28 protein-coding genes are annotated in these 23,940 nt (G+C 62.2%); 6 read left to right on the top strand and 22 right to left on the bottom strand.

What is annotated here, in order from left to right; all coding sequences use genetic code 11:
- Nucleotides 1-28: 28 nt before the first annotated feature.
- On the bottom strand, nucleotides 29-1,144 hold the full coding sequence (gene lptF, locus RE432_RS11040) for an LPS export ABC transporter permease LptF (RefSeq protein ID WP_310933460.1): 1,116 nt from the start codon (nucleotides 1,142-1,144) through the stop codon (nucleotides 29-31).
- 56 nt (nucleotides 1,145-1,200) lie between these two features.
- Here lptF and RE432_RS11035 point away from each other — a divergent pair, with 56 nt between their 5' ends.
- The 3 genes from RE432_RS11035 (at nucleotide 1,201) to RE432_RS11025 (ending at nucleotide 3,956) form a co-directional block, all read left to right on the top strand.
- Nucleotides 1,201-2,703 carry a leucyl aminopeptidase gene (locus RE432_RS11035; protein WP_310933459.1) on the top strand — a complete coding sequence of 501 codons (1,503 nt, stop codon included), beginning with the start codon at nucleotides 1,201-1,203 and terminating at the stop codon, nucleotides 2,701-2,703.
- A gap of 9 nt (nucleotides 2,704-2,712) precedes the next feature.
- Nucleotides 2,713-3,153, top strand: a complete 441-nt coding sequence (locus tag RE432_RS11030) for a DNA polymerase III subunit chi (protein ID WP_310933458.1) — start codon at nucleotides 2,713-2,715, stop codon at nucleotides 3,151-3,153.
- A 119-nt stretch (nucleotides 3,154-3,272) separates the two neighbouring features.
- Nucleotides 3,273-3,956, top strand: a complete 684-nt coding sequence (locus RE432_RS11025) for a Bax inhibitor-1/YccA family protein (protein ID WP_310934210.1) — start codon at nucleotides 3,273-3,275, stop codon at nucleotides 3,954-3,956.
- Nucleotides 3,957-4,015: 59 nt separating this feature from the next.
- Here RE432_RS11025 and rarD read toward each other — a convergent pair whose 3' ends face one another.
- The 20 genes from rarD to RE432_RS10925 all read right to left on the bottom strand — a co-directional run bounded on the left by rarD (nucleotide 4,016) and on the right by RE432_RS10925 (nucleotide 21,134).
- On the bottom strand, nucleotides 4,016-4,939 hold the full coding sequence (rarD, locus tag RE432_RS11020; protein WP_310933457.1) for an EamA family transporter RarD: 924 nt from the start codon (nucleotides 4,937-4,939) through the stop codon (nucleotides 4,016-4,018).
- The gene (locus RE432_RS11015; protein WP_310933456.1) at nucleotides 4,927-5,511 is read right to left on the bottom strand and encodes a PIN domain-containing protein; all 585 of its coding nucleotides are present in this window, start codon (nucleotides 5,509-5,511) and stop codon (nucleotides 4,927-4,929) included. The genes rarD and RE432_RS11015 overlap by 13 nt, the downstream gene beginning before the upstream one ends.
- On the bottom strand, nucleotides 5,508-6,092 hold the full coding sequence (gene recO, locus RE432_RS11010) for a DNA repair protein RecO (RefSeq protein ID WP_310933455.1): 585 nt from the start codon (nucleotides 6,090-6,092) through the stop codon (nucleotides 5,508-5,510). Before recO ends, RE432_RS11015 begins: the two co-directional genes overlap by 4 nt.
- Nucleotides 6,085-6,972 carry a GTPase Era gene (era, locus tag RE432_RS11005; RefSeq protein ID WP_310933454.1) on the bottom strand — a complete coding sequence of 296 codons (888 nt, stop codon included), beginning with the start codon at nucleotides 6,970-6,972 and terminating at the stop codon, nucleotides 6,085-6,087. The genes recO and era overlap by 8 nt, the downstream gene beginning before the upstream one ends.
- On the bottom strand, nucleotides 6,969-7,727 hold the full coding sequence (gene rnc / locus RE432_RS11000; RefSeq protein ID WP_310933453.1) for a ribonuclease III: 759 nt from the start codon (nucleotides 7,725-7,727) through the stop codon (nucleotides 6,969-6,971). The genes era and rnc overlap by 4 nt, the downstream gene beginning before the upstream one ends.
- Nucleotides 7,727-8,614 carry a signal peptidase I gene (lepB, locus tag RE432_RS10995; RefSeq protein ID WP_310933452.1) on the bottom strand — a complete coding sequence of 296 codons (888 nt, stop codon included), beginning with the start codon at nucleotides 8,612-8,614 and terminating at the stop codon, nucleotides 7,727-7,729. The genes rnc and lepB overlap by 1 nt, the downstream gene beginning before the upstream one ends.
- A gap of 26 nt (nucleotides 8,615-8,640) precedes the next feature.
- The gene (gene lepA / locus RE432_RS10990) at nucleotides 8,641-10,434 is read right to left on the bottom strand and encodes a translation elongation factor 4 (RefSeq protein WP_310933451.1); all 1,794 of its coding nucleotides are present in this window, start codon (nucleotides 10,432-10,434) and stop codon (nucleotides 8,641-8,643) included.
- 166 nt (nucleotides 10,435-10,600) lie between these two features.
- Entirely contained in the window at nucleotides 10,601-12,097 is a 1,497-nt protein-coding gene (locus tag RE432_RS10985) for a DegQ family serine endoprotease (protein WP_310933450.1), read from the bottom strand.
- A gap of 28 nt (nucleotides 12,098-12,125) precedes the next feature.
- Nucleotides 12,126-13,148 carry a MucB/RseB C-terminal domain-containing protein gene (locus RE432_RS10980; protein WP_310933449.1) on the bottom strand — a complete coding sequence of 341 codons (1,023 nt, stop codon included), beginning with the start codon at nucleotides 13,146-13,148 and terminating at the stop codon, nucleotides 12,126-12,128.
- A 26-nt stretch (nucleotides 13,149-13,174) separates the two neighbouring features.
- Nucleotides 13,175-13,684: a sigma-E factor negative regulatory protein gene (locus RE432_RS10975; RefSeq protein ID WP_310933448.1), complete on the bottom strand. Its 510-nt coding sequence runs from the start codon at nucleotides 13,682-13,684 to the stop codon at nucleotides 13,175-13,177.
- A 10-nt stretch (nucleotides 13,685-13,694) separates the two neighbouring features.
- Entirely contained in the window at nucleotides 13,695-14,294 is a 600-nt protein-coding gene (gene rpoE, locus RE432_RS10970; protein WP_310933447.1) for an RNA polymerase sigma factor RpoE, read from the bottom strand.
- Nucleotides 14,291-14,644, bottom strand: coding sequence for a hypothetical protein (locus RE432_RS10965; RefSeq protein ID WP_310933446.1), 354 nt, complete (start codon nucleotides 14,642-14,644; stop codon nucleotides 14,291-14,293). Before RE432_RS10965 ends, rpoE begins: the two co-directional genes overlap by 4 nt.
- Before the next feature lie 13 nt (nucleotides 14,645-14,657).
- Nucleotides 14,658-15,887 (bottom strand): beta-ketoacyl-ACP synthase II, encoded by a 1,230-nt coding sequence (gene fabF, locus RE432_RS10960; protein WP_310933445.1) that lies wholly within the window; start codon nucleotides 15,885-15,887, stop codon nucleotides 14,658-14,660.
- 153 nt (nucleotides 15,888-16,040) lie between these two features.
- Entirely contained in the window at nucleotides 16,041-16,280 is a 240-nt protein-coding gene (gene acpP / locus RE432_RS10955; protein ID WP_043680887.1) for an acyl carrier protein, read from the bottom strand.
- Between the two features lie 184 nt (nucleotides 16,281-16,464).
- A complete protein-coding gene (fabG, locus tag RE432_RS10950) occupies nucleotides 16,465-17,208 on the bottom strand; it encodes a 3-oxoacyl-ACP reductase FabG (RefSeq protein ID WP_310933444.1) in 744 nt (247 codons plus the stop codon).
- A 5-nt stretch (nucleotides 17,209-17,213) separates the two neighbouring features.
- A complete protein-coding gene (gene fabD / locus RE432_RS10945) occupies nucleotides 17,214-18,146 on the bottom strand; it encodes an ACP S-malonyltransferase (RefSeq protein WP_310933443.1) in 933 nt (310 codons plus the stop codon).
- A gap of 67 nt (nucleotides 18,147-18,213) precedes the next feature.
- The gene (locus tag RE432_RS10940) at nucleotides 18,214-19,188 is read right to left on the bottom strand and encodes a beta-ketoacyl-ACP synthase III (RefSeq protein WP_310933442.1); all 975 of its coding nucleotides are present in this window, start codon (nucleotides 19,186-19,188) and stop codon (nucleotides 18,214-18,216) included.
- A 20-nt stretch (nucleotides 19,189-19,208) separates the two neighbouring features.
- The gene (plsX, locus tag RE432_RS10935) at nucleotides 19,209-20,291 is read right to left on the bottom strand and encodes a phosphate acyltransferase PlsX (protein WP_310933441.1); all 1,083 of its coding nucleotides are present in this window, start codon (nucleotides 20,289-20,291) and stop codon (nucleotides 19,209-19,211) included.
- 48 nt (nucleotides 20,292-20,339) lie between these two features.
- Nucleotides 20,340-20,522, bottom strand: a complete 183-nt coding sequence (gene rpmF, locus RE432_RS10930; protein WP_310933440.1) for a 50S ribosomal protein L32 — start codon at nucleotides 20,520-20,522, stop codon at nucleotides 20,340-20,342.
- 81 nt (nucleotides 20,523-20,603) lie between these two features.
- The gene (locus RE432_RS10925) at nucleotides 20,604-21,134 is read right to left on the bottom strand and encodes a YceD family protein (RefSeq protein WP_310933439.1); all 531 of its coding nucleotides are present in this window, start codon (nucleotides 21,132-21,134) and stop codon (nucleotides 20,604-20,606) included.
- Nucleotides 21,135-21,223: 89 nt separating this feature from the next.
- On the opposite strand from RE432_RS10925, the gene RE432_RS10920 reads away from it, so the two are divergent.
- From RE432_RS10920 to RE432_RS10910, 3 genes are read left to right on the top strand one after another with little or no spacing between them, the layout of a single operon-like run.
- On the top strand, nucleotides 21,224-21,802 hold the full coding sequence (locus RE432_RS10920) for a Maf family nucleotide pyrophosphatase (RefSeq protein WP_310933438.1): 579 nt from the start codon (nucleotides 21,224-21,226) through the stop codon (nucleotides 21,800-21,802).
- 35 nt (nucleotides 21,803-21,837) lie between these two features.
- Nucleotides 21,838-22,518 carry an SAM-dependent methyltransferase gene (locus tag RE432_RS10915; RefSeq protein WP_310934209.1) on the top strand — a complete coding sequence of 227 codons (681 nt, stop codon included), beginning with the start codon at nucleotides 21,838-21,840 and terminating at the stop codon, nucleotides 22,516-22,518.
- 2 nt (nucleotides 22,519-22,520) lie between these two features.
- Nucleotides 22,521-23,294, top strand: coding sequence for an N-acetylmuramoyl-L-alanine amidase (locus RE432_RS10910; protein ID WP_310933437.1), 774 nt, complete (start codon nucleotides 22,521-22,523; stop codon nucleotides 23,292-23,294).
- 5 nt (nucleotides 23,295-23,299) lie between these two features.
- Here the strand turns inward: RE432_RS10910 and RE432_RS10905 are convergent, their stop codons facing one another.
- On the bottom strand, nucleotides 23,300-23,938 hold the full coding sequence (locus RE432_RS10905; RefSeq protein ID WP_310933436.1) for a protein-methionine-sulfoxide reductase heme-binding subunit MsrQ: 639 nt from the start codon (nucleotides 23,936-23,938) through the stop codon (nucleotides 23,300-23,302).
- Between the last annotated feature and the right edge of the window lie 2 nt (nucleotides 23,939-23,940).

Here is a 23,940-nt window from a genome sequence, read left to right as displayed (position 1 = left end):
TGCTGATGTCCAGCGCCCCAGCCCGAGCTTACGCCGTCTTGGGCAAGGGGTCTTTGGGCGCCTTGACGCGCAGCTTGCGCCACATCATGTACACCATCAAGGCGGCAAACACGGCATGCACCAGCCAAAGCCCCACGCCGAACGCAAGCTGCCCGTTGCCTATCCATCCGCGCGACAGGTTGATCAGGTTCATGTAAAGGAGCCCGACCAGGCCGGCGATCAGAAGGTCGCCCGAACGCCCCAGCCTGGGATTGACCGCCCCCAGCGGTATGGCCAGCAAGGCCAGATTGAGCGCGGCCAGGGGCAAGGCCATGCGCCACATGATCTGCGAACGCGCCTTGTCGTTGTTGTCGGCCATCAAGCTCATGGTCGGCCTGGCCTTGATCTGGCTTTCCGCCATCCTTCGCACCGCTTCGGCCGAATTGGCCTCGGCCTTGCTTTCAAGCCGGAAGCCATAGCGTTCGAAATCGATCAGGCGGAAATCAGGCTTGCCCGGCTTCAGATCGTAGCGGTGCCCGTCGGTGAGCACCAGGAAGCGATCCCCGTTTGCTTCGGTCTGGATCCGGGCGCCTTGCGCCGTGATCACGCTCAGCCATTCGGGATCGATGACGCGGGCAATCACCTTGCCCATTTCCGCGCCTTCCTCGGTGGGCTCTTCGGCAAAAAACACGCGCGCTCCCTCGTCGGTTTCGATGAACTGGCCCACCGTCACCTTGGACAGGTCGGAACGCTGCTCGTAGCGCTGCCGGTATTCGCTGATCTGGCGATACGCCCAGGGCGAGGCCATCAAGGTCAGCACGGCAATAATGATGGCCACCGGCACCGCGCAGCGCAGCACGGGCCCGACCCAGTCTTTCAGGGACAGGCCGCTGGCAAACCAGACGACCATTTCCGATTCGCGGAAGTTGCGCGTGACCGTGGTGAGCACGGCAATGAAAAGCGAGACCGATAATATGACCGGCAATGCCGTGATGCTGGAAAACGTAGCCAGGCCGAACACCACGTCGGCGCCGATCGAGCCGTTGGCGGCCTCGCCGAGCAGGCGCACCAGCAAGACACTGAGCCAAACGACCAGCAAAGTAGAGAACACGACACCTGCGTGACTCATTATTTCGGAGACGACTGAGCGTTTGAATAGTGACATGAGAGAATATGCGGGATAATCGTAAGCATCTTAATGGACACCTACTGGAAACTCGAATGGAATTTAGCACACAGACCACTGCTTCTTTGCATCAAATCAAAACAGCAGCCCTTGCTGTAGGCGTTTTTACAGATGGCGTGCTGGGCACAGCGGCCGATATCATCGACCGGGCCAGCAACGGCGCGCTGCGCGCGGTGGTCAAAACCGAATTCAAGGCAAAGCCCAACACACACCTGGTGCTCAGGAACCTGCCCGGCGTCACCGCCGCCAGGGTTATTTTAATCGGCCTGGGCAAACAGGACAGCTATAACGCGGCGGCCCACGCCGGCGCAGAGCTTGCCTTTGCCAATTATTGCGCCGGCGCCGATCTGGCTGAAGGTGTATCGACGCTGGCCGCCATCGACTGCCCGGGCACCAAAATCCGGGCGCGCGCCCGGGCCGCGGCCGTGGCAGCCGGACGCGCCACTTATCGCTACAACGCCACCCTGAGCGAAAAGCGCGACCCGGCCCCCAAGCTCAAGAAGATCACGCTGTCGGTCACGCGCGCGCAGGCCACCGAAGCGCAACACGGCTTGCGCGAAGGCCGCGCCATCGCCAACGGCATGAACCTGACCCGCCTGCTGGGCGACCTGCCCCCCAATGTCTGCACCCCCGCCTACCTGGGCAATACCGCCAAGAAGATGGCCAAGGAATTCAAAAGCCTGAAAGCCGAAGTCCTGCAGCAAAAGCAGATCGAAGCGCTGAAGATGGGCTCCTTCCTGTCGGTCGCCCGTGGCTCCTACGAGCCGCCCGCCTTCATCATCCTCAAGCACACCGCCGGGGCCAAGACGGCGGCAAAAGACCGCAAGGCCCCTATCGTCCTGGTCGGCAAGGGCATCACCTTCGATGCGGGCGGCATTTCGCTCAAGCCCGCGGCCAATATGGACGAAATGAAATACGACATGTGCGGCGCGGCCAGCGTACTGGGCACACTGCGCTCGGTGGCCGAGCTCGAACTCGACCGCGACGTCATCGGCATTATTCCGGCATGTGAAAATCTGCCCAGCGGCCGCGCCAACAAGCCGGGCGACATCGTGACCAGCATGTCCGGGCAAACCATAGAAATCCTCAACACCGACGCCGAAGGCCGTTTGGTGCTGTGCGATGCGCTGACCTATGCGGCACGCTTCAAGCCCGCCGCCGTCATCGATATCGCCACCCTGACCGGCGCCTGCGTGGTCGCGCTGGGCCACATCAACACCGGCCTGTTCAGCCCAAGCGACGAGCTGGCCGAAGGCCTGCTGCAAGCCGGGCGCGACGCCAACGACACCGCCTGGCGCATGCCCATGGACGACGCTTACCAGGAACAGCTGCGCTCCAACTTTGCCGACGTGGCCAATATCGGCGGCCCGCCGGCGGGCGCGGTCACCGCCGCCTGCTTTCTCTCGCGCTTTGCCAAAGACTACCCGTGGGCCCACCTGGACATCGCGGGCACCGCATGGCGCAGCGGCAAAGACAAAGGCGCATCGGGCCGCCCCGTGCCCTTGCTGGTCCAGTACCTGCTCGGCCAGGTTTCGTAGCCGCGCGGCATGGCCCGGATAGACTTCGCCTTCGGCGCCCCCGACCGTTTGCGCATGGCTTGCGAAGTCGTGCGCAAACACTATCTGTCGGGACGCCGGCTGCTTGTTTATACGCAGGATGCGGAAAGGCTGGCGCAGTTCGACCGCCTGCTGTGGGGCTTCGACCCGACAGCCTTTGTGCCGCACGTCATGGCCGATGATCCCCTGGCGGCCCAGACGCCGGTCCGGCTTACCTGCACAGCCCCTGCCGCATCCGGCGACGACGGCGAACCGCCTTGGCTGATCAATCTCGACCTGGCGTGCCCGCCCGGCGTCGAGCACTTCGAGCGCGTGCTGGAAATCGTCTCGGACCACGATGACGACAAGCTGGCGGCCCGCGAACGCTGGCGGCACTACAAAGCGGCCGGACACACCCTCCATGCCCATAATCTATCCGGCGCGGGGGCATAAAAAAGTTGCAAATTCAGCTAATTGTCAGTTACTCTAGCCCTTGAACCCGTCCACAGGACGATCAAGCAAGTCTTGACCCAAGCAAAGGATTAAAAAACATGAGCGATCTACGTCAACCCATGACGCAAGGCAACGGATACGGCAGCGTATCGGCCGCGGCGCGCAATCGCGTCTTGCGCAACACATACTGGCTGCTGGCCTTATCGCTGGTGCCTACCGTGCTGGGCGCCCTGGTGGGGCTCAATACCGGCATCAACCAGGTCATGGGCGCCAGCCCCGGCGTCAGCGCCATTGTCTTCCTGGCGGGCGCCTTCGGGCTCATGTTCCTGATCGAGCGCAACAAAAACAGCTCGGTCGGCGTCGCCCTGCTGCTCGCCTTCACCTTCTTCATGGGCATCATGCTGTCCCGCCTGCTGGGGCATGTCATGGGCCTGGCCAACGGCTCGCAGCTCATCATGATGGCCTTCGGCGGTACGGCCGTGGTGTTCGGCGCCATGGCCAGCGTGGCCACGACCAGCAAGCGCGACTTCTCGACCATGCACAAGTTCTTGTTCATCGGGGTCGTCATCCTGATCGTCGCGGCGCTGGCCAACATCTTCCTGCAATTGCCTGCGCTGATGCTGACCATCTCGGTCATGGCCATTGCCATCTTCTCGGCGCTGCTGCTGGTCGACCTGCAACGCGTCATCAACGGCGGCGAAACCAACTATGTCAGCGCAACGCTGGCCATTTATCTGGACGTCTACAATATTTTTGCCAACCTGCTGATGCTGCTCGGCATCTTCGGCGGCGACCGCGACTAGACCACCGGACCGCAAGCGCGAGCGCCAGGCCGGGCTCGCATTGATCCCCGCAAGCCCGCTCAGGCACGCCGCCTTGGCGGGCTTTCTGCTGGCGGCTTCGGCCGGCGCCAGCTGAACACGCCCTCGGCGGCGATCAGCACCACGGCGATCCAGATCGGAACATAGGTGAACCAGGCCTGAGGCAAGATCGTTTCGTTCAGGAACAGGACGGACACCCAGAAAAGCAATACCGGCTCCACATACCCCAAAATGCCGAACAGGCCCAGGGGCAGCATGCGGCTGGCCGATACATAGGCGACCAGGGCGGCCGAACTGATCAGGCCCAGCAAAGGCACTTGGCCGAATAGACACGGAAAACTGGAAAACTGGTCCAGCAAGCTCATGTCCTGGCTCAACAGAATGAACAAGGCGCCGGGCATCATGAACAGCATGTCGAACCACAAGGCGCTCAGCGAGCCCATCCGCAAGACCCGGCGCAAGATGAAATACGGCGGATAGCCGAACATGACCAGGGCAGTCACCCACGAAAACGACCCGGACTGCAGCAGTTCGTGGGCCACGCCGACCGCCGCCACCAGCACGGCAAGCGTTTGCGTGCGGCTCAGGCGCTCGCTGTAGAACACCCGGCCCACCAGCACCATGACCAGGGGCAGCAAAAAGTACCCCATCGATACATCCAGCCCCTTCTGATTCAAAGGGGCCCAGGCAAACAGCCATAACTGCGTACCGATCAGGGCGGCGCTCAGCAACAGCAGCGGCCACAGGCGCCATTCCTTGCGCAGCCGCCCATAAACCGTCCTGATTTCATGCCAGCCCCGCGCCCGGTAGATCACCAAGGCCAGCACCGGCAGGCACAGCATGACGCGCCAGGCGAAGACCTCTGTCCCCTTGAGCGGATACAGGACAGTCGTGTAGTAGTAAAGGGCCGCGAACAAACAAGACGACAGCACCGACAGCGCAACGCCCTGCCTCATGGAAGACATGTACACACCTTATTGAACCGGAACAGGCGCTCGCGCTTAAGAATGGCATCGATGGGTTCAAGCGGCCTGCCCGGCGCCTGCGCATAGCCGGGCAAGTGTTCGAACAGCGCCTCGACCGCTTCCTGACGCTGTTCCCAGCAACGCACCAGCAACTGGTCCGGGTCCAGCAGCACCACCCCCAGGTCCCGCAGTTCGCTGCGATTGAAATCCCGGATATTGCGCGTGACGATAGCCACGCTGGCATCGGGGCGCCGGGCCAGCACGGCCCGGGCCGCGGCGATCACATGCCAGTCCTTGGGGTCGCTGCGCTGCAAGCCCGCCTTGAAGGCGCTGACGTCGCCGCAATCGGCTTGCGGAAAGGCGTGCTGCAGCGCTTGCCACTGTTCATGAACAGCGTTGTCGGCCACGCCCCACAAGCGCGCGGCATTGCGGCGCCACTCATCGCCAATGATGGGACTCCAGGCCGGCTCGAAACAGCCTTGCGCAGCCAGATTCAGGCAAACCTGGCGCAATACGTTTGAAATCAGGACACAGGTATCCAGAACGGCAATCTGGGGAATACGGGCGTTCAATATCGTTGCAGCTCCATCAGAACCTTGCGCGTCAGCAAGGGCCGGCCCAATAGCTCGTTCAACCGGGTACGCAGGGACTGGCGCAAGGCGGGCTCAAGCGCCGGATCATCAAAATCGGGCACGTCCTCTTCAGTGCCGTAGCCTGTTTCATTCAACAGAATCCACTCGAAACGCCGCAAGGCGCTGGCCGCAGGCTGTTGCAGCGCAAGCTGCCGCAGCGCCGCATCGTAGGCATCGTACAGAACCGGATGAGGGTCCTCGCGCGGAAGCAGGCGCAGCAGCAGCTCGTTCATGTACCAGGCGGACATATGGGCGCGGCCGTCCAGCCGCCGGATGCCCACGCATTCGGCACGGACCAGCGTCTTGACTTCACCCGCCCCGCTCCACGACAGCCCCAGCGGCTGGAACGCGGACAGCACAGGCCGCAGCACGGAATAAGGACGCTTGGCGCCTTTGGCGACCAGGGCGACCATGCCGTGATGCAGGGTGAACACCTGTATGATCAGTGAAGTTTCCCGCCAGGCTGCTGAATGCAACAAATAACCGGCTGCATCCTGGACGCGTTGCGCCCGTTTACTCATATCCCAGTTCGCGCAGCGCACTCTCGCGGTCGGACCAGCCCTTGCGCACCTTGATATACACATCCAGGAATACGGGCTTGTCCAGCAGCTTGACCATGTCTTGCCGCGCCTCGGAGGCAATGCGCTTCATGTGCGCGCCGCCCGCGCCCAGCAAGATGGGCCGGTGCGTTTCACGCTCGACCACCACGCAGGCGGCCACCCGCGCGCCCGACTCGTTTTCATCCCACTGCTCGATGACGACGGTGCAGCCGTAAGGGAGTTCATCGCCGACCAGGCGAAAGATCTTTTCACGGATCAGCTCGGCCACGATAAAGCGCATGGGCCGGTCGGTGAGTGTGTCGGCCTCGAACATGGGTTCGCCCTCGGGCAGGCGCGACGCGATCTCCTGCAGCAGATTCTCGAGCTGCACGCCACGCAATGCACTGACCGGGACCACAGCCGCATAGGGAAACTGCGCCATGATTTTATTCACATAGGCGAACATGTCGTTCTTGCTTTTCAGCGCATCGACCTTGTTCACCACCAGAATGGTATTGCCCGACTTGGGCAGCAGGGGCAGCAATTGGGCATCGCCCGCGGACCATTTCCCCGCCTCGACCACATGCACGGTCACGTCGACATCGGCCAGGGCCTGCGTGACCACGCGGTTCATCATGCGGTTCATGGTCCCGCCGTGGCGGGTCTGGAATCCTGGGGTGTCGACAAAAACGAACTGCTCGTGGTCGCGGGTCAGGACCCCGTGTATACGGTGGCGGGTCGTCTGCGCCTTGCGCGAAACAATAGATACCTTGCTGCCGATCAGGGCATTGGCCAGGGTCGACTTTCCAACATTAGGGCGCCCTACGATCGCGACAAAACCACAACGGAAGGGAGTCGTCATTTGTTCTCCTGGGAAACGGCCACCGGCAGGGAAAGCTGGGCCGACTTGCGCGCGCGCGGTTTGCGCTGGCCTTTGGCCGGCGGCAGGGCTTCGATGGCCGCAATGGCCAGTTCCGCGGCGGACTGTTCGGCCGCGCGGCGGCTGGCCCCCCCTGCGGTGACCTTGATGTCCAGCTTGGGAATCTGGCAATCGACCTCGAACAGCTGATTATGCGCCGCGCCGTGTGTAGCAATGACCGTGTAGGCCGGCAAGTCCAGCTTACGCGCCTGGAGCAATTCCTGCAGCAGCGTTTTGGGGTCTTTGCCCAGGGTCTTGGGATCGACATTGACCAGGATGGGCTCGTACTGGCGCGCAATGGCCTGTTGTGCGGCATCGAAACCGCCATCCAGGAAGACCGAGCCGAACAAGGCCTCGAGCGCGTCGGCCAGGATGGACGGGCGCCGGAATCCACCGCTTTTCAGCTCGCCCTCGCCCAGCCGCAAGTACTGCGACAAGGCGAGCCGGCTGGCGATATCGGCCAGCGACGCCTGCTTGACCAGATTGGCCCGCAGGCGCGACAGGTCGCCTTCGTCGATCTTGGGGAACCGCTGGAACAACATGGCCGCCACGACAAAGTTAAGGACGGAATCGCCCAGGAATTCGAGCCGTTCGTTGTGATGCGCGCTGTGGCTGCGATGCGTAAGCGCCTGTTCCAGCAAGGCGGCATCGCTGAAGCGATAGCCCAGCGCTGTCTGCAGCGAAGCCAGGCTGGCCATTACTGGAACCCGCCGATACGGCTGGGCTCGCTGAAATTCATCCAGATGAAGAACGCCCTGCCCACAATGTACTCGTCGGGCACGAAGCCCCAATAGCGGCTATCCAGGCTGTTGTCGCGATTATCGCCCATCATGAAGTAATGGCCGGGCGGCACGGTGCAGCGCACACCGTTGCTTAGGTATTCGCAGTTCTCACGATACGGATAATTGGAGATCGCCATGTAGTCCTGCCCGGCCTGCTTGTTCAGCAGGATCTTGTGCTGCACCGGCCCTAGTTGTTCCAGGTAGCGCCCTACGTACGCCGAGCGGTCGGGTTCGAAGAAATCGCCATCGCGGGCATGCGCCACCTGCTCGCCATTGATGGTCAGCACCTTGTCGCGATACTGCACGACATCGCCCGGCAGGCCCACGACCCGCTTGATATAGTCTACATCGGTATCGACCGGATAGCGAAAAACCATGACATCGCCGCGGCGGGGCGAACCGATGTCGATGACCTTTTTGTCGATCACGGGCAAGCGGATGCCATACTGGAATTTATTCACCAGTATCAGGTCCCCGTTCTGCAGGGTGGGCAGCATCGACCCCGACGGGATGCGGAACGGTTCGACCACAAAAGAGCGCAAGGCAAACACGAACAGGATCACGGGGAAAAAGCTGACGCAATACTCCACCCACCAGGGCGCGCGATTGGCCTTGTCGTAGGCTTGCTGGCGCGCCTGGGCCGCCTCGGCCTGGCCCATGGCGGCCGTGGCCGGTTCGATCGCCGCCATGGCCGCCACCCCGTTGGCGCGGCGCCGCGCCCGCAGATGGAAGAAATCCAGACACCAGACGATGCCGGTCAGCACCAGCAGAACAAACAAAATCAGGGCGAAATCCCAACTCATGCCAGATATACCTTATTTTTCTGAAACTACTTGTCTTCGACCTGCAGGATGGCCAGAAACGCCTCTTGGGGAATTTCCACGTTGCCCACCTGCTTCATGCGCTTTTTGCCCGCCTTCTGCTTTTCAAGCAGTTTCTTCTTCCGCGAGATGTCGCCGCCGTAGCACTTGGCCAACACGTTCTTGCGCATTGCCTTGACGTTCTCGCGCGCAACGACCTCGGCGCCGATCGCCGCCTGTATGGCGATATCGAACATCTGGCGCGGAATCAGGCCGCGCATTTTCGAGACCACCTCGCGGCCGCGATACCGTGCGTTGGAACGGTGCACGATCATGGACAGGGCATCGACGCGGTCACCGTTGATCAGCAGGTCGACGCGCACCACGTCGGCGGGCCGGTATTCCTTGAACTCGTAATCCATCGAGGCATAGCCGCGCGACACGGACTTGAGCTTGTCGAAGAAATCCAGCACGATTTCCGCCAGGGGGATTTCGTACATCAGGTGCACTTGGCGCCCATGATAGGTCATGTTCAGCTGGACGCCGCGCTTGACCATGCACAGCGACATCACCGGCCCCACGTACTCTTGCGGCATGAACAGCGTAATGGTCACGATGGGTTCGCGGATTTCGGTGATATTCCCGACCTCCGGCATACGCGACGGGCTTTCAATCATGGCCACCGTGCCGTCGCGCTGCTCGACCTCGTACACCACAGAGGGCGCCGTGGTGATGATATCCATGTCGAACTCGCGCTCCAGGCGTTCCTGCACGATCTCCATGTGCAGCAGGCCCAGGAAGCCGCAGCGAAAGCCGAAGCCCAGCGCCTGTGAGACCTCGGGTTCGAACATCAGCGATGAATCGTTCAGCTTCAGTTTTTCCAGCGAATCGCGCAACTGGTCGTACTCACTGCTTTCCACCGGATACAGGCCCGCAAACACTTGGGGCTTGACCTCTTTGAAGCCCGGCAAGGCGGTGGCAGCGGGTTTGCCCGCCAAGGTGATGGTGTCGCCCACCTTGGCGTGTTCCAGTTCTTTGATGCCGGCGATCACGAAGCCCACCTCGCCCGCGGACAACTCGGTGCGCGGCACCGACTTGGGGGTGAATACGCCGATATGTTCACACAGATGGGTGGCCCCGGCTGCCATCAGCAGGATTTTGTCCTTGGGCTTGAGCACGCCATTGACGATGCGCACCAGCATGACCACGCCCACGTAATTGTCGAACCACGAATCGATGATGAGCGCCTGCAGGGCCTGGCTGGGATCGCCGACGGGAGCCGGCACCTTGGCGACGATGGTCTCCAGGATTTCGTCTATGCCCATGCCGGTTTTTGCGCTGCACAAAATCGCCTCGGAGGCATCGATGCCGATCACATCCTCGACTTCCTGACGGGCATTCTCGGGTTCGGCCGACGGCAGATCCATCTTGTTCAGGACGGGCAGGACTTCCACGCCCAGTTCGATCGCGGTATAGCAATTGGCCACCGTCTGGGCCTCGACCCCCTGCGAGGCGTCCACCACCAGCAGCGCGCCCTCGCAGGCCGAGAGCGACCGGCTGACCTCGTAGGAGAAGTCGACGTGCCCGGGCGTGTCGATGAGGTTCAAGGCATAGACCTTGCCGTCTTTCGCCGTATAGCTCAGCGCCGCCGTCTGGGCCTTGATGGTAATGCCGCGTTCGCGCTCTATATCCATGGAATCAAGCACTTGCGACGACATTTCGCGATCAGCCAATCCTCCGCAACGATGGATCAGGCGGTCGGCAAGCGTCGATTTGCCATGGTCGATATGGGCAATGATGGAAAAGTTGCGGATGTGATCCATAAACCAGCAAAAAGAAGCTCGGCATAGCCAGAGCAGTATTAGAAGGGGGAGACACGAAAAAGGAGCGCCAGCAGCGGGCCTGAACAGAATGCTTGGAGCGGTTTGTTCAGACCTGCCCTACCGGGCGCTCCCTTCGGCTTTACGCCATTTTAGCCGTTTCTGCAGATTATTTTCCGGGCGTGATGGTTATCCACTGAGATTGATCGTCGCGCATCACCAACAGCGCCGCGGCGCGCGACTTGCTCAGTCCGGCCACCACCTTGGCGTACTGATCCGGACCGGTGATGTCCACATCGTTGATGGTCACAATGATGTCGCCCTCGATCAGGCCAGCCGTAGAGGCCGGCTCCTGCGCCTCGACCACCTGCACGCCGCCCTTGATATCGAGCTTGCTGCGCGTATCGCCGTCGACTTCGGTCACTTTCAGGCCCAGGGCGTCGACAGGCGTGGCCTTGGGTGCGTTAGGCTCGGCAACCGCGGCTTCCTCGTCCGTCGCGGGCATTTCGCCGACTTTCACCTTCAGCGTCACCGCCTTGCCCTTGCGCCACACTTCCATATCGACGCGATGGCCGGGCTTGGTCGCGCCCACGATACGCGGCAGATCGGTCATGTGCTTGATATCCTTGCCGTCGAACTTGATGATGACGTCGCCCGACCGGATGCCGGACTCGGCAGCGGGACCGCCTTGCTCGACATTGCTGACCATAGCGCCCTTGGCGCCGTCCAGCCCGATGGCCTTGGCGACATCGTCGGACACAGGGCCGATCTGCACGCCGATCCGGCCGCGCGTGACTTTGCCATGCGCCTTGAGCTGTTCGACCACGCGCATGACTTCATCGATGGGGATGGCCAGTGAAATACCCATGAAACCGCCGCTTTGCGAAATGATCTGGGAATTGACCCCGACCACCTGCCCGGCCAGATTGATGAGCGGCCCGCCCGAGTTGCCCGGGTTCACGGCAACGTCCGTCTGGATGAAAGGCAGATAATCGCCGGTATCGCGGTTAATGGCGCTGACGATACCCGAGGTCACGGTGGAATCCAGCCCGAAAGGCGAGCCGATGGCCAATACCCACTGCCCCTTCTTGAGCTGGGTGGAATCCCCGATGGTCAGCGGGGTCAGGTCCTTGGCATCGATCTTGATCAGCGCCACATCGGTACGGGGGTCGGTGCCGATGATTTTGGCCTTGTATTCCTTGCCCGACGTCAGGGTGACAAAGATGCCGTTGGAGCGGGCGACCACATGGTTGTTGGTCAAAATATACCCGTCGTCCGAAATAATGAAGCCCGATCCTACGCCACGCGGCACCGTGCGTTCTTTCTGTTCCGGCGCCGGCGCGTTGCGGCCGCGGTCGCGCTGGCCCGGCATGCCCGGCGGCATGAAGTCGGGCCCGAAGAACCAGCGGAACATTTCATAGGGGTCATTGCTGTTGGGCCCCATGGGAGAACTGCGCACAGGCACGGCTTCGGTCGTGCGGATGTTCACCACCGAGCCTTCCGTCTGGGCAACCACCTGGGTGAAATCCGGCACCGACAAAGTGGGTACCGAGGCCGGCTGCTCGCTGCTGGCCGCGCCTACTGCGGAACACGCCACCAGCAGGCTTGCCGAAGCGGCGGCCAGTATGCGTTTGAATTTGTTTTGTCCTAGATAAGTAAATGACATCGTGCAACTCCTAGGTTGATCATTAAAATTATTGATGGCCCGCCAGCGGCACATACTCAGTGTGTTCCGCAATGCTGCGCAGGGTATCGGCAGGGACCTCGCCCAGCGCAGTGAGCCAGTGATCGCCTATGCGCGCCTGGAAAATATTCATGGCGCCGGCGCTGGCCATCCCGTTGGCGGGCGGGCCGCGGCGATCAGGGCTATAGGGCTCGATAAATACCGATATGGCGGCAAGCCCGTCGGTCAGGACCAATTGGCTTACCTTGCGGCCGGGCGTCATGGGGCGGGATACTTGGGTGATGGGTTCAAAACCCGAGGGAAACGGAATGCGCCATCCGTTTTTTGACAGGTCGACCGGCGACATGGGGGTTTCCAGCACCTGCCAGCCTTTGGTGTTCCAGCTGGACGCCAGTTGCTCGGGCGCGACTTTGTCGCCGATCTGCAGGCTGTTGAATGAAATCTGGTCGATCAGCCCATGCTCGGGGCTGATGGTCTGGGCCTTCAGGAGCAAATGGGTTTTGGTATCGGCGCAAAGGCGATAACCATAGCGATGCCCGTCTTTGGGGCGCAATTCGATCACCGTGCATTCGCGGTTGGCGATGCGGTGCGGAGACGGCTGAACGTCCACGTCATAGTGGTCGGGAATGCTTTGCCCCGCCCCCAGTATCAGGGCCGGAAAACGGTCGCCGCGGCGGCGCTCCATTACGATCAGTTTCTTTGCGGGAATCAGGCACTGGGTCGTTTCGTTGTGCCGCAGGAATTCCCGCGGCTCGCCGTCCAGCAGTTCAAGCCGCTCGCGCTCGCCGGTGCCATCCACCATATGCACGATGCGGGACGACAGCATCATGGCGCCCTGCTGATAGGTATAGATGCCCGAGTAATCGAGTTCGCGCGCCGCAGCCTGGATTTTTTGCAGCATCTGCAGCGTTTGCCCGGCTGCGGGCGGCTGCTCCTGGGCGGCCAACGCGGGCTGCATCATCAGGCAGGCCGCCGCAACCAGCAGCACATAGCAGGCGCGGCTCATGCCGTGGGCAGGACGGTGGAATCGCAAAGGTACCCCAGGCCTAGCCATACCCATCACCGGGGCACCTCGAAGGAGGCTTGCCTGACGGTATTGACGCCGGCGATTTCGCGATGGGCGTCCAGATAGTCGCGCAGGCCGCCGGGATCGTCGCCGGCGCTGGCCATGATCTGCACCGTACCCGTTTGCTCGGGGCCGCTGCCCGACACATACGGCAGGGCAACCCAGACGACGGTTGCCACGGCCGCGGCAACCGCCAGCCCCGACAAGCCGATGCGCGCCGAGCCATGCCTGCGCAGCAGGCGCGGCGCCACGATATGCGGTTCGGCGTCAATGGCCTTGGAGACCCGCGCATAGAAGAAATCGCTGGGCTTGACGGCCAGTTCCGGGTTGCGCAGCACGTCTCCGATCAGGTGGTAAGTGTCCCATACCTGACGGCCATAAGGCGTATCGAGCTCTTCAGGACGCATCTCGCCTTCCCCGTCGATCCAGGAGGATACGGAGGCCTCCCAGGAGGGCTGGTCTTGCTCCTGTTCTGGGTGTCTGGCTTGATGGACGGCTTGCATGTCTGGCTCCTTACCAACGACGCTCGGCATCGCTGCCCAACACAGGCCGCAACTGCGCTGCAATGGCCTCCCGGGCGCGGAAAATGCGCGAACGGACAGTACCAATAGGGCAACCCATGCTCTGGGCGATATCTTCGTAGCTCATACCTTCAATTTCACGTAGGACAATGGCCGTGCGCAGGTCGTCGGGCAAGGCATTCATGGCTGCGTTGACCGTTTCAACGACCTGCCGGCTCGTTAACATTGCTTCCGGGGTGTTATTGTCAGTTAGGTTGTCAATTTGGCTAAAAGTTTCACCGTCTTCGGTTTCAATTACATTTAGCGTGTTTGGACGGCGCCCGCTGGCCACCTGCCAGTTGCGCGCGGTATTGATGGCAATACGGTACAGCCAGGTATAGAAAGCGCTGTCCCCGCGAAACTGCGGCATGGCGCGATAGGCCTTGATAAAGGCTTCCTGGGCAACGTCTTCGATTTCCGCCGGGTCCCGTATCATGCGCGACAGCAGCCGCATGATCTTGCGCTGATACTTCAGTACCAGCAGGTCGAACGCCCGCTTGTCGCCGCGCTGGACGCGTGCGACCAGTTCCGCATCGACATCGCGCTCGCTCATGCGTGCTCCTTGGGCAAGATGCGCCGCGGCATGGCAATCTGTTGTTCTACGCACAGGCGCAATTCGCGCCAGGCATGGTCCGGCAGGCCCCGCTTCCAGAGGGTGAACGCCAACGGCCCGCCCTGCTGCGACGGATGGCCGGGCTCGAAGCGCAAGGCCACCCAGGCCGCCGACGGCCAGGCATGGACAAGGCGCAGGGGCATGGTCCCGGCCGGCGAGGCAAGCTGCCAAAGGCCCGATTCATCCAGCGATAAGGTGTCGGCGCCCTGCCAGGGCCGGCCCGCCAGGGCACGGAAGAAACCTGCCCAGCGCTTGCGGCAAACGGGCCATTGCCTGGCGGGAGGAGCCATCGGGCGCCTCAGATCAAACCCTTCGCACAATCATGGAACCGTTGGTGCCGCCGAAGCCGAACGAGTTCGACAAGGCGACATCGATCTTGAGCTCGCGCGCTGCGTTGGCGCAGTAGTCCAGATCGCACTCGGGGTCCTGATTGAAAATATTAATGGTAGGCGGGGAAATCTGGTGATAGACCGCCAGCGTGGTGAAGACCGCCTCGATGCCCCCGGCCGCGCCCAGCAGATGCCCGGTCATGGACTTGGTGGAGTTCACGACCAGCTTGCGGGCGTGATCGCCAAAAGCCAGTTTCAGGGCTTCGCTTTCGTTCTTGTCGCCCAGCGGGGTCGAGGTGCCGTGCGCATTCACGTAGTTGACGTCGTCCGGATTGACGCCGCCGTTGCGCAGGGCGTTCATGACGCCGCGCCGCGGCCCATCGCGATCGGGCGACGTGATGTGGTGAGCGTCGGAACTCATGCCATAGCCGGCAAATTCACCATAAATGCGCGCTCCGCGCTTGCGGGCGTGTTCGTATTCTTCAAGCACCAGCGCGCCTGCGCCCTCGCCCAATACGAAGCCGTCGCGGTCGCGGTCCCAGGGGCGGGAAGCGGTCGTGGGGTCATCGTTGCGGGTGGACAGCGCGCGCATGGCGGCAAAGCCGCCTATGCCCAGGGGCGATACGGTGGACTCGGCCCCGCCCGCCACCATGACATCGGCATCGCCGTATTCGATCAGGCGCGCGGCGTCGCCGATGGAATGCAGACCGGTCGTGCAGGCCGACACCACCGCATAGCTGGGACCCTTCAGGCCCAGCATGATGGACAACTGCCCGGAAATCAGGTTGATGAGCGAGGCAGGCACAAAGAAAGGAGAAATACGGCGCGGGCCGCGTTCCAGATATTCGACCTGGGTTTCTTCGATGCGCGGCAAGCCGCCAATGCCCGAGCCGATGATCGTGCCGATACGCTCGGCGTTTTCTTCTGTCAGCGCAAGACCGCAATCTTTCCATGCCTGAACCCCAGCCGCGACGCCATAATGGATAAAGGTATCCATTTGCTTGGCTTCCTTGGCAGACATGTACTGCGTGACATCGAAATCCTTGACCTCACCCGCAATCTGGGCGTTGAAAGCCGACGGATCGAAGCGCGTGATGCGCCCGATGCCCGACCGCCCATTAACGATATTGTCCCATGCGCTGTCAATATCGTTGCCGACTGGCGAAACAATACCCAGACCGGTAATGACGACACGTCGTTTCACGGATGACTCCTAAAAATAAAAAAGCGGCTTAAAGCGAGCAGACGCGCTGTGCTTCCAAACCTTGGCCGATTTGGAAAAGCAGCGGGACTGCACCCTAGAAACCGCCTTGAGGTGGCGCGGCTGGCTGCCCGGCGCACACCTGGAAAGTTGAAATTACTGCTTGCTGTGCGACGTGATGTAGTCAACAGCTTGCTGAACCGTCGTGATTTTCTCGGCTTCTTCGTCGGGGATTTCGGTTTCGAATTCGTCTTCGAGTGCCATCACGAGCTCGACCATATCGAGCGAATCGGCACCGAGGTCGTCAAGGAAGGAAGACTCGTTCTTGATCTCGGCTTCGTTGACGCCAAGTTGTTCAGCGACGATCTTCTTGACGCGCTGTTCGATGCTTTCCATGCAGATCTCCAAGTGGGGAAAATTCCCGCGAATTATAGCCAAACGAAAGAGTTATTGGTGTTGGCCATGACAAAAAAAACGGCATTACCGGATATGAGCAGTTTTGCGTGACATGCAAGCCTCTATGCGGAACACCTCTGGAATGAACAGATTTTACCCTACGAGAGGGAGCCTGTTCGGGATATTACATATACATGCCGCCATTCACGTGCAAGGTGGTGCCGGTGATATAGCCTGCCTGGGGGCCGGCCAGAAACGCGACGGCCTGGGCGATATCGTGGGCGGCGCCCAGCCGGCCCAGGGGAATCTGCGCCAGAATGGCGGCCGCCTGGGCTTCGCTCAGGGCCCGCGTCATGTCGGTTTCGATAAAGCCCGGCGCTACGCAGTTGACCGTAATGTTGCGGCTGCCCAGTTCGCGGGCCAGCGCCCGCGCCATGCCGGCCACGCCGGCCTTGGCGGCGGCATAATTGGCCTGGCCGGGATTGCCGCTGGAGCCGATCACCGAGGTGATGTTGATGATGCGGCCCTCGCGGGCTTTCATCATGGGCTTGATGGCAGCGCGCGACAGGCGGAAGACGGCCGACAGATTGGTGTCGATCACGGCCTGCCAGTCGTCGTCTTTCATGCGCATGGCCAGGTTGTCGCGCGTAATGCCGGCGTTGTTCACCAGAATATGCGGGCCGCCGTCCTGTTTGCCCAATTCGGCCACCAGGCTTTCGCAGGCCGCTGCGTCGTCCACATTCAGGACCACGCCGCGTCCGCCGCTGTCGGCCAGCATGCCGGTGATCGACTGGGCGCCGGATTCGGACGTTGCCGTCCCCACCACCGTTGCGCCGCGTGCGGCCAGTTCAAGCGCGATGGCCTTGCCGATGCCGCGGGTGGCGCCGGTCACCAGGGCCAGCTTGCCCTCGAGTTGTTTGTCTTGCATAGCCTTTATCCCTGTAAAGTATCCAGCGCGGCCTGCAGCGAGGCCGGATCGGTGATCGCCAGACCGACAAGATCGCGGTCAATGCGCTTGGTCAAGCCATTGAGCACTTTGCCCGGACCGCACTCGACCACATGCGTGACGCCCTGCGCCTTCATGGCCTGCAGGATTTCGACCCAGCGCACGGGATGCCAGGCCTGGCGCACCAGCGCGCCCTTGATGTCCGCCGGCCCTGATGGACTGGCGACATCGACGTTATTGATCAGCGGAATGGCCGGCGCAGCGATATCGATCGCGTCCAGCGCCCGCTCGAGCACCTGCGCGGCAGGCTTGAGCAGGCTGGAGTGAAATGGCGCGGAAACCGGCAGGACCAGGGCCCGCTTGGCGCCCTCGGCCTTGGCCAGTTCGCAGGCGCGCTCCACGGCGCTCTTGTGCCCGGCGATGACCACTTGCGCCGGGGCATTGAAATTCACGGCTTCGACGATCTCGCCCTGCGCGGCCTGTGCGCAGACGGCACGGACGACGTCGTCATCCAGCCCCAATATGGCGGCCATGCCGCCCGTGCCGACCGGCACCGCCGCCTGCATGGCGTCCGCGCGGATGCGCACGACGCGTACGGCATCATCCAGATTCAGGGCGTTGGCGGCGGTCAGGGCGGAATATTCACCCAGGCTGTGGCCCGCCACCAGCGACGGAGGCAGGCCGCCCGCGTCGATCCAGGCACGGTACACCGCCACGGCGGCCGCCAGCATGACGGGCTGGGTATTGGTGGTGAGGTTCAGTTCCTCGCCCGGCCCGGCGGCAATCAGCCCTGCCAGATCCTGCCCCAATGCATCGCTGGCCTGGCTGAGCACGCCCTGCACGGACGTGTTGCCGGCCCAGGCATCGAGCATTCCTACAGACTGGGATCCTTGCCCGGGAAAGACAAAAGCAATTTTCATAACATGCAGACAAAAGGTTGAAAGTAAACCCGGCCAGACCGCGGCCGGGCGGACCCGTATGCGGCGCTTACATCCTGGCCAGCACGGAACCCCACGTGAACCCGCCGCCAACGCCTTGCATCATGACGGTATCGCCCGGCTTGATGCGGCCGTCGCGCCGGGCCGCATCGAAGGCCAGCGGCACGCTGGCCGCCGAGGTGTTCGCGTGGCGGTCGACGGTCACCACCACCTTGTCATCGGCGATATTCAGCCGGCGTCCCAGGAAGTTGATGATCCGGACATTGGCTTGATGCGGCACCAGCCAGTCGATATCCTCGAACCGTATGCCCGCCTGTTCGCAGACATCCAGGGCGGACTTGGTCAGCGACGTCACCGCCAGCTTGAATACCGCCTGGCCGTCCATGCGCAGGAAAGGGTCGCCCACGACTTTGCCGTGCGCCACATTGCCCGCGGCGCACAGTATCTTCATTTGGCTGCCATCGGCATTCAGTTGGGCCGCCATAATGCCGGGCTCGTCGGCCGCCTGCAGCACCACGGCGCCGGCGCCGTCGCCGAACAGCACGCAAGTGCTGCGATCGTTCCAGTCGAGAATGCTGGAAAACACTTCGGCGCCGATCACCAGCGCGGTCTTGGCGCGGCCCGCCTGTATGAAGGCATCGGCGGTCGACAGCGCGTACACAAAGCCGCTGCATACGGCCTGGACATCGAACGCCGCCCCGCCCTTGGCGCCCAGGTTGGCCTGCACCAGACAAGCCGTGCTGGGAAACACGAAATCGGGGGTCGACGTGGCCACGATGATGAGGTCGATATCGGCCGCGTCCACGCCGGCGTCGCTCAGGGCCAGTTGCGCCGCCTTGGTCGCCAGTTGACTGGTCGACACGCCAGGATCGGCAAGATGGCGCTGACGTATGCCTGTGCGCTCGACAATCCAGGCATCAGAGGTTTCGATGTTGCGCGTGGCGAGATCGGCAGCCAGTTCGTCGTTGGTGACGACCCGTGGTGGCAGATAGCCGCCCGACCCTATTATCTTGGCGTAAGGCATAGTAGCTTCCAGATACCTGGCTATGGAGCAGGATCAGATGATTCGTTGGAAAGCTTCGCCGATTGCGCCGCAGCGGCCTGCAGGCTCTGGCGAAGATGATCAATGGCGCTGGTCGTGCCATCTAACAAGCCATTATGCACCGCTTCGCGCGCCCGTTGAAGCGCAAAGCCAAACGCATAGGCATCGGCGGACCCATGGCTTTTGATGACAATGCCGCGCAAGCCAAGCAGGGCCGCGCCGTTGTAGCGGCGGTTATCGACCCGGTCGCGCAGCCGGTTGAGCACCGGTTTGGCCAAGGCGCCCGCTGCCAGCGACAAGACATCGCGCTTGAATTCAGCGCGCATCATGGTGGCGATCAGCTTGGCCAGCCCTTCTATGGACTTGAGCACGACATTGCCCACAAAGCCGTCGCACACGACAACGTCGACGGTACCCTTGAAGATATCGTCGCCTTCGACATTGCCGTGGAAATTAAGCCCGCTTTCGCGCAGCAGCTCGGCCGCCTGCTTGACGACTTCGTTGCCCTTGATGACTTCTTCGCCGATATTGAGCAGGCCGATCGAGGGCTGCCGGCGCTGATCGACCGTGGACACCAGGGCCGATCCCATGATCGCAAACTGCAGCAGGTGCTCCGCCGAGCAATCGACGTTGGCCCCCAGGTCGAGCATGGTGGTGGCCCCGCCCTTCTGGTTGGGTATGGACGTGGCAATGGCCGGCCGGTCGATGCCGTCCAGCGTTTTCAGCACATAGCGCGATATGGCCATCCAGGCGCCGGTGTTGCCGGCGGAAATGCAGGCATCGGCGCGGCCGTCCTTGACGGCCTGGACCGCCACACGCATGGACGAGTCTTTCTTGCGCCGCAAGGCCACCTCGACCGAGTCGTCCATCTGGATGACCTCGGAGGCAGGCAGGATGTCGTACCAGTCCTTGCCCAGGCTGCCGGCGTCGCGCAAGTGCGCTTCGATCGCCGCGGCATCCCCCACGAGCAGGAAACGGGTGTCGGGATGCTGTTTGACGAACCGGCAGGCAGCGGGCACGGTGACCGGCAAGCCGATGTCTCCGCCCATGCAATCGATGGCGATTCGAATCTTTGTTGTCGACATCAAGCGCGCAAGCTGTCGTGTTTATCGCGATATGGCAAAAACCGACAATTACTCGTCGTTCTTGGTTTTGAGCACTTTGCGGCCGCGGTAGAAGCCGTTGGGGCTGATGTGGTGACGCAGGTGCAATTCACCTGTGGTGGGTTCTACAGCCGTCGGAGGCGTCGAGATGAAATCGTGCGAACGATGCATACCGCGTTTAGACGGGCTCTTTTTGTTTTGCTGAACGGCCATGATGACTCCTGAAAACGGGTCGCTATTGTACGCGATGATCCCGCAAGTTAAGTGCGTTAATAATCAAGCTGATACGAAATTTCAATTTTTCTTGAGCTGGCTCAAGACTGCAAAAGGCGATGGCTTGCCTGGTTCGGATTCCGGCTGTTCTTCAGCCAGGGGCACCGGCAACGACGGGCAGACATCATGCTTGGGCACATAAGGCAGGCTAAGGATGATTTCATCTTCAACCAGATCCAGCACATCAAGCCGCGCCGACCCGACAATACGCTCGATGAGCTCGTCGGGCTCTGCATCGTGGACGCCTTCGACATCAAGGTCGGCCTCGGACTTCACCACCTGCAGGCGATTCTCGGTTTCCACCCGCCACTCGAAGGGCCGCATGCAACGCTGGCACTCGAGCACAGGGGCCGCCTTGACGGCCACACGCAAAAAGCGCTGGCCGCGCGCATCGGTTTCCCCGGTGACGGCCCATGCAACCGGCGCATCGGACTGCTCGGGCAAATCCGCCGTCAGCCGCGTAAACCGGGCAATGGGCGCCTGCCCCTGCACGGTACTGCCCAAACGGGTAAGCTCATAGGTGTCGATGTACTGCATGTCGATGTACTGCATGCCTTGCGCGCCTTTCAAGCACACAGAAAACATTAGATAATAACGTGTTCAGCCATTTACAGTCAAACCGAACCGGCCAATATCCCCGTATGCGTCTCATCTTAGCGTCAAGCTCGCCCTACCGCCAGGAACTGCTCTCGCGGCTGGGCCTCCCCTTTACCGCCGTATCGCCCAATATAGACGAAAGCCCGCAGGCGGGGGAAACACCCGCCGCCCTGGCGGCGCGCCTGTCCCTGGCCAAGGCGCAAGCCATTGTTCCCGCCCACCCCGGCGCCCTGGTGATCGGCTCCGACCAGGTGGCCACCATCGGCGGCGAACCCATCGGCAAGCCCGGCAGCTTCGAGCGGGCCCGCGCCCAGCTTGAACAACTGAGCGGCCAAACGGTAGAATTTCATAGTGCGCTGTGCGTCAGCAACGGGCAGCGCCACGAAATCGACGATATCGTCACGCGCTGCCGGTTCCGCACCCTGACCACCGCGGAAATCGTCAACTACCTGCAGCGCGAGCAGCCCTACGATACCGCGGGCAGCGCCAAGGCCGAAGGCCTGGGCATCGCGCTCATGGACAGCATGCAGTCCGACGATCCCACCGCCATTATCGGCCTGCCGCTGATCGCGCTTGCCCGCATGCTGCGTTCGTTCGGGCTCAACCCCCTGGAGACCTTTTGAATTCCACTGGCACACTACATTTGATCCCCGTTGGCATGGGCGAGGCGGCGCCTTCCATCTGGCTGCCGCAAGCCGTGCAGGAACTGGCCGGCAGCCAGACCACCTACATTGCCGAAAATGCAAAAACAGCACGCGCCTTCCTGAAACAGGTGGGCACCGTCCGCCCCCTGCAGGAAATCACCATACACACCCTGCATGACAAAGTCGACGCCCAGCAGATCCGGGCCTGGCTCAAGCCGCTGCTGGACGGCGGCGATATCGGCCTCGTGTCCGAAGCCGGCTGCCCCGCGGTGGCGGACCCGGGCGCGAAAGTGGTCGCCCAGGCGCATGGCATGGGCGTGCGCGTCAAGCCCTGGGTGGGGCCTTCGTCCATCCTGCTCAGCCTGATGGCCAGCGGGCTCGACGGGCAGCGGTTTGCGTTTCACGGCTATGCCCCCGTCGATCCTGCCGAACGCGCCAAACAGCTCAAGGCCTGGGAAATCGCGTCGCAAAAACAGCGGCAAACACAGATTCTGATCGAAACCCCCTACCGCAACGACGCCATGTTCGACACCCTGAAGCAAGCGCTCAAGGGCAATACCCGCCTGTGCGTCGCCCGCTCGCTGACCACCGCCGACGAATGGGTCCAGACCCATGACGTCAGCCGCTGGAAATCGCTGCCCGCGCCGGCGCTGGCCCGAAAGCCGGCCATCTTCCTGTTCCTGGCGGGACGCTAGCCATGCGCCGCTGCCTGATTGCCTTGCTGGCCTTGCTGCTGTCCGCCTGCAGTACCTATGAACCAGGCAAGCTGGACATTGATCGCAGCATTCAGGCCAAGAGCCAGAATAGCCGCGTCGAGTTCGTGGTGCTGCACTATACGTCGGCCGATAACGAGGCCTCGCTGAAGATCCTGTCCGAACGCAACGTCAGCAGCCACTATCTGGTCACCAACGAGCCCCGGCCGCATGTCTACCTGCTGGTGGACGAAAGCCGCCGCGCCTGGCACGCCGGGGCCAGCGAATGGTACGGCCGCAGCGACATGAACAGCGGTTCCATCGGCATCGAGATCGTCAATCAAGGGCGCCAGGGCGATGCGTGGGCGCCTTATGAGCCCGTGCAAATGCAGGTGGTGGCCGCCCTGCTGAAAGACATCATCCGGCGTCACCAGATCAAGCCGCATAATATCGTCGGCCACAGCGACATCGCGCCGCAGCGCAAAATAGACCCCGGCCCCCTGTTCCCCTGGAAGCAACTGGCTGAACAGGGCATAGGCCGCTGGTACGACGAAAACGCCGCCCGCCTGCACGAGCAGGCTTTCCTGAGCCAGGGCATGCCCGATATGGTCTGGGTACAAACGGCATTACGGCGCCTGGGCTACACCGTGCCCGACAGCGGCGAGCTGGACAAAGCCACCCAAAATGTGATCGCGGCGTTCCAGATGCACTACCGCCCCGCCCGCCATGACGGTATGCCGGACGCGCAGACCCTGGCCATCATGAAGTCGCTGCGCTGAACGGATCAAGCCGGGCGGCGCCAGTAGAAATAGATCAAGCGGCACAGCAGCAGCGCGGCCAGCACGGCGCCATACAGGTAAGGCTCGGAAAAATCGTTCTTGCCCGCCCGCACAAGCCAGAAATGCCAGACCGACAGCGCCGCCACCAGATACACGCTGCGATGCAAATGCTGCCAGTTGCGCCCCATCCGGTGTATCCAGCCCCGGGTCGAGGTCGCCGCCAGGGCCGCCATGGGCACAAAAGCGGCCACCCCCACCAGAATGAACGTACGCTGCACGACATCGTCCCACATGGAAGCCAGGGACCAGCCGCGCTCCCAGAAAGCCCAGCCCAGCACATGCAGGCAGGTATAGAAAAACGCGAACAGGCCCAGCATACGCCGCAGGCGCACCAGCGCCGGCTGCTTGATCAAGCGCCGCAAAGGGGTTACGGCCAGCGTCAGCACCAGGGCCACCAGGGCCCAGATCCCCGAGGAACGAATCAGGAACTCAGGTGGATTGGCCGTCAGGCCGCCGTTCAGGCCCAGCCATAGCCATCGGGCCAGCGGGTACAAGGCCAAGGCAAAAACCAGTGGCTTGATTCGCCCCACTTCCTGGGCCGTCCAGTTCCGCCGGCCGGCCGCGCTGAGGGTCTCGGCTGGCATGC

It is taken from the genome of Pusillimonas sp. SM2304 (assembly GCF_031628915.1).
Lineage (GTDB): Bacteria > Pseudomonadota > Gammaproteobacteria > Burkholderiales > Burkholderiaceae_B > Pusillimonas_C.
This window is presented reverse-complemented; position numbering and strand designations above follow the sequence as displayed.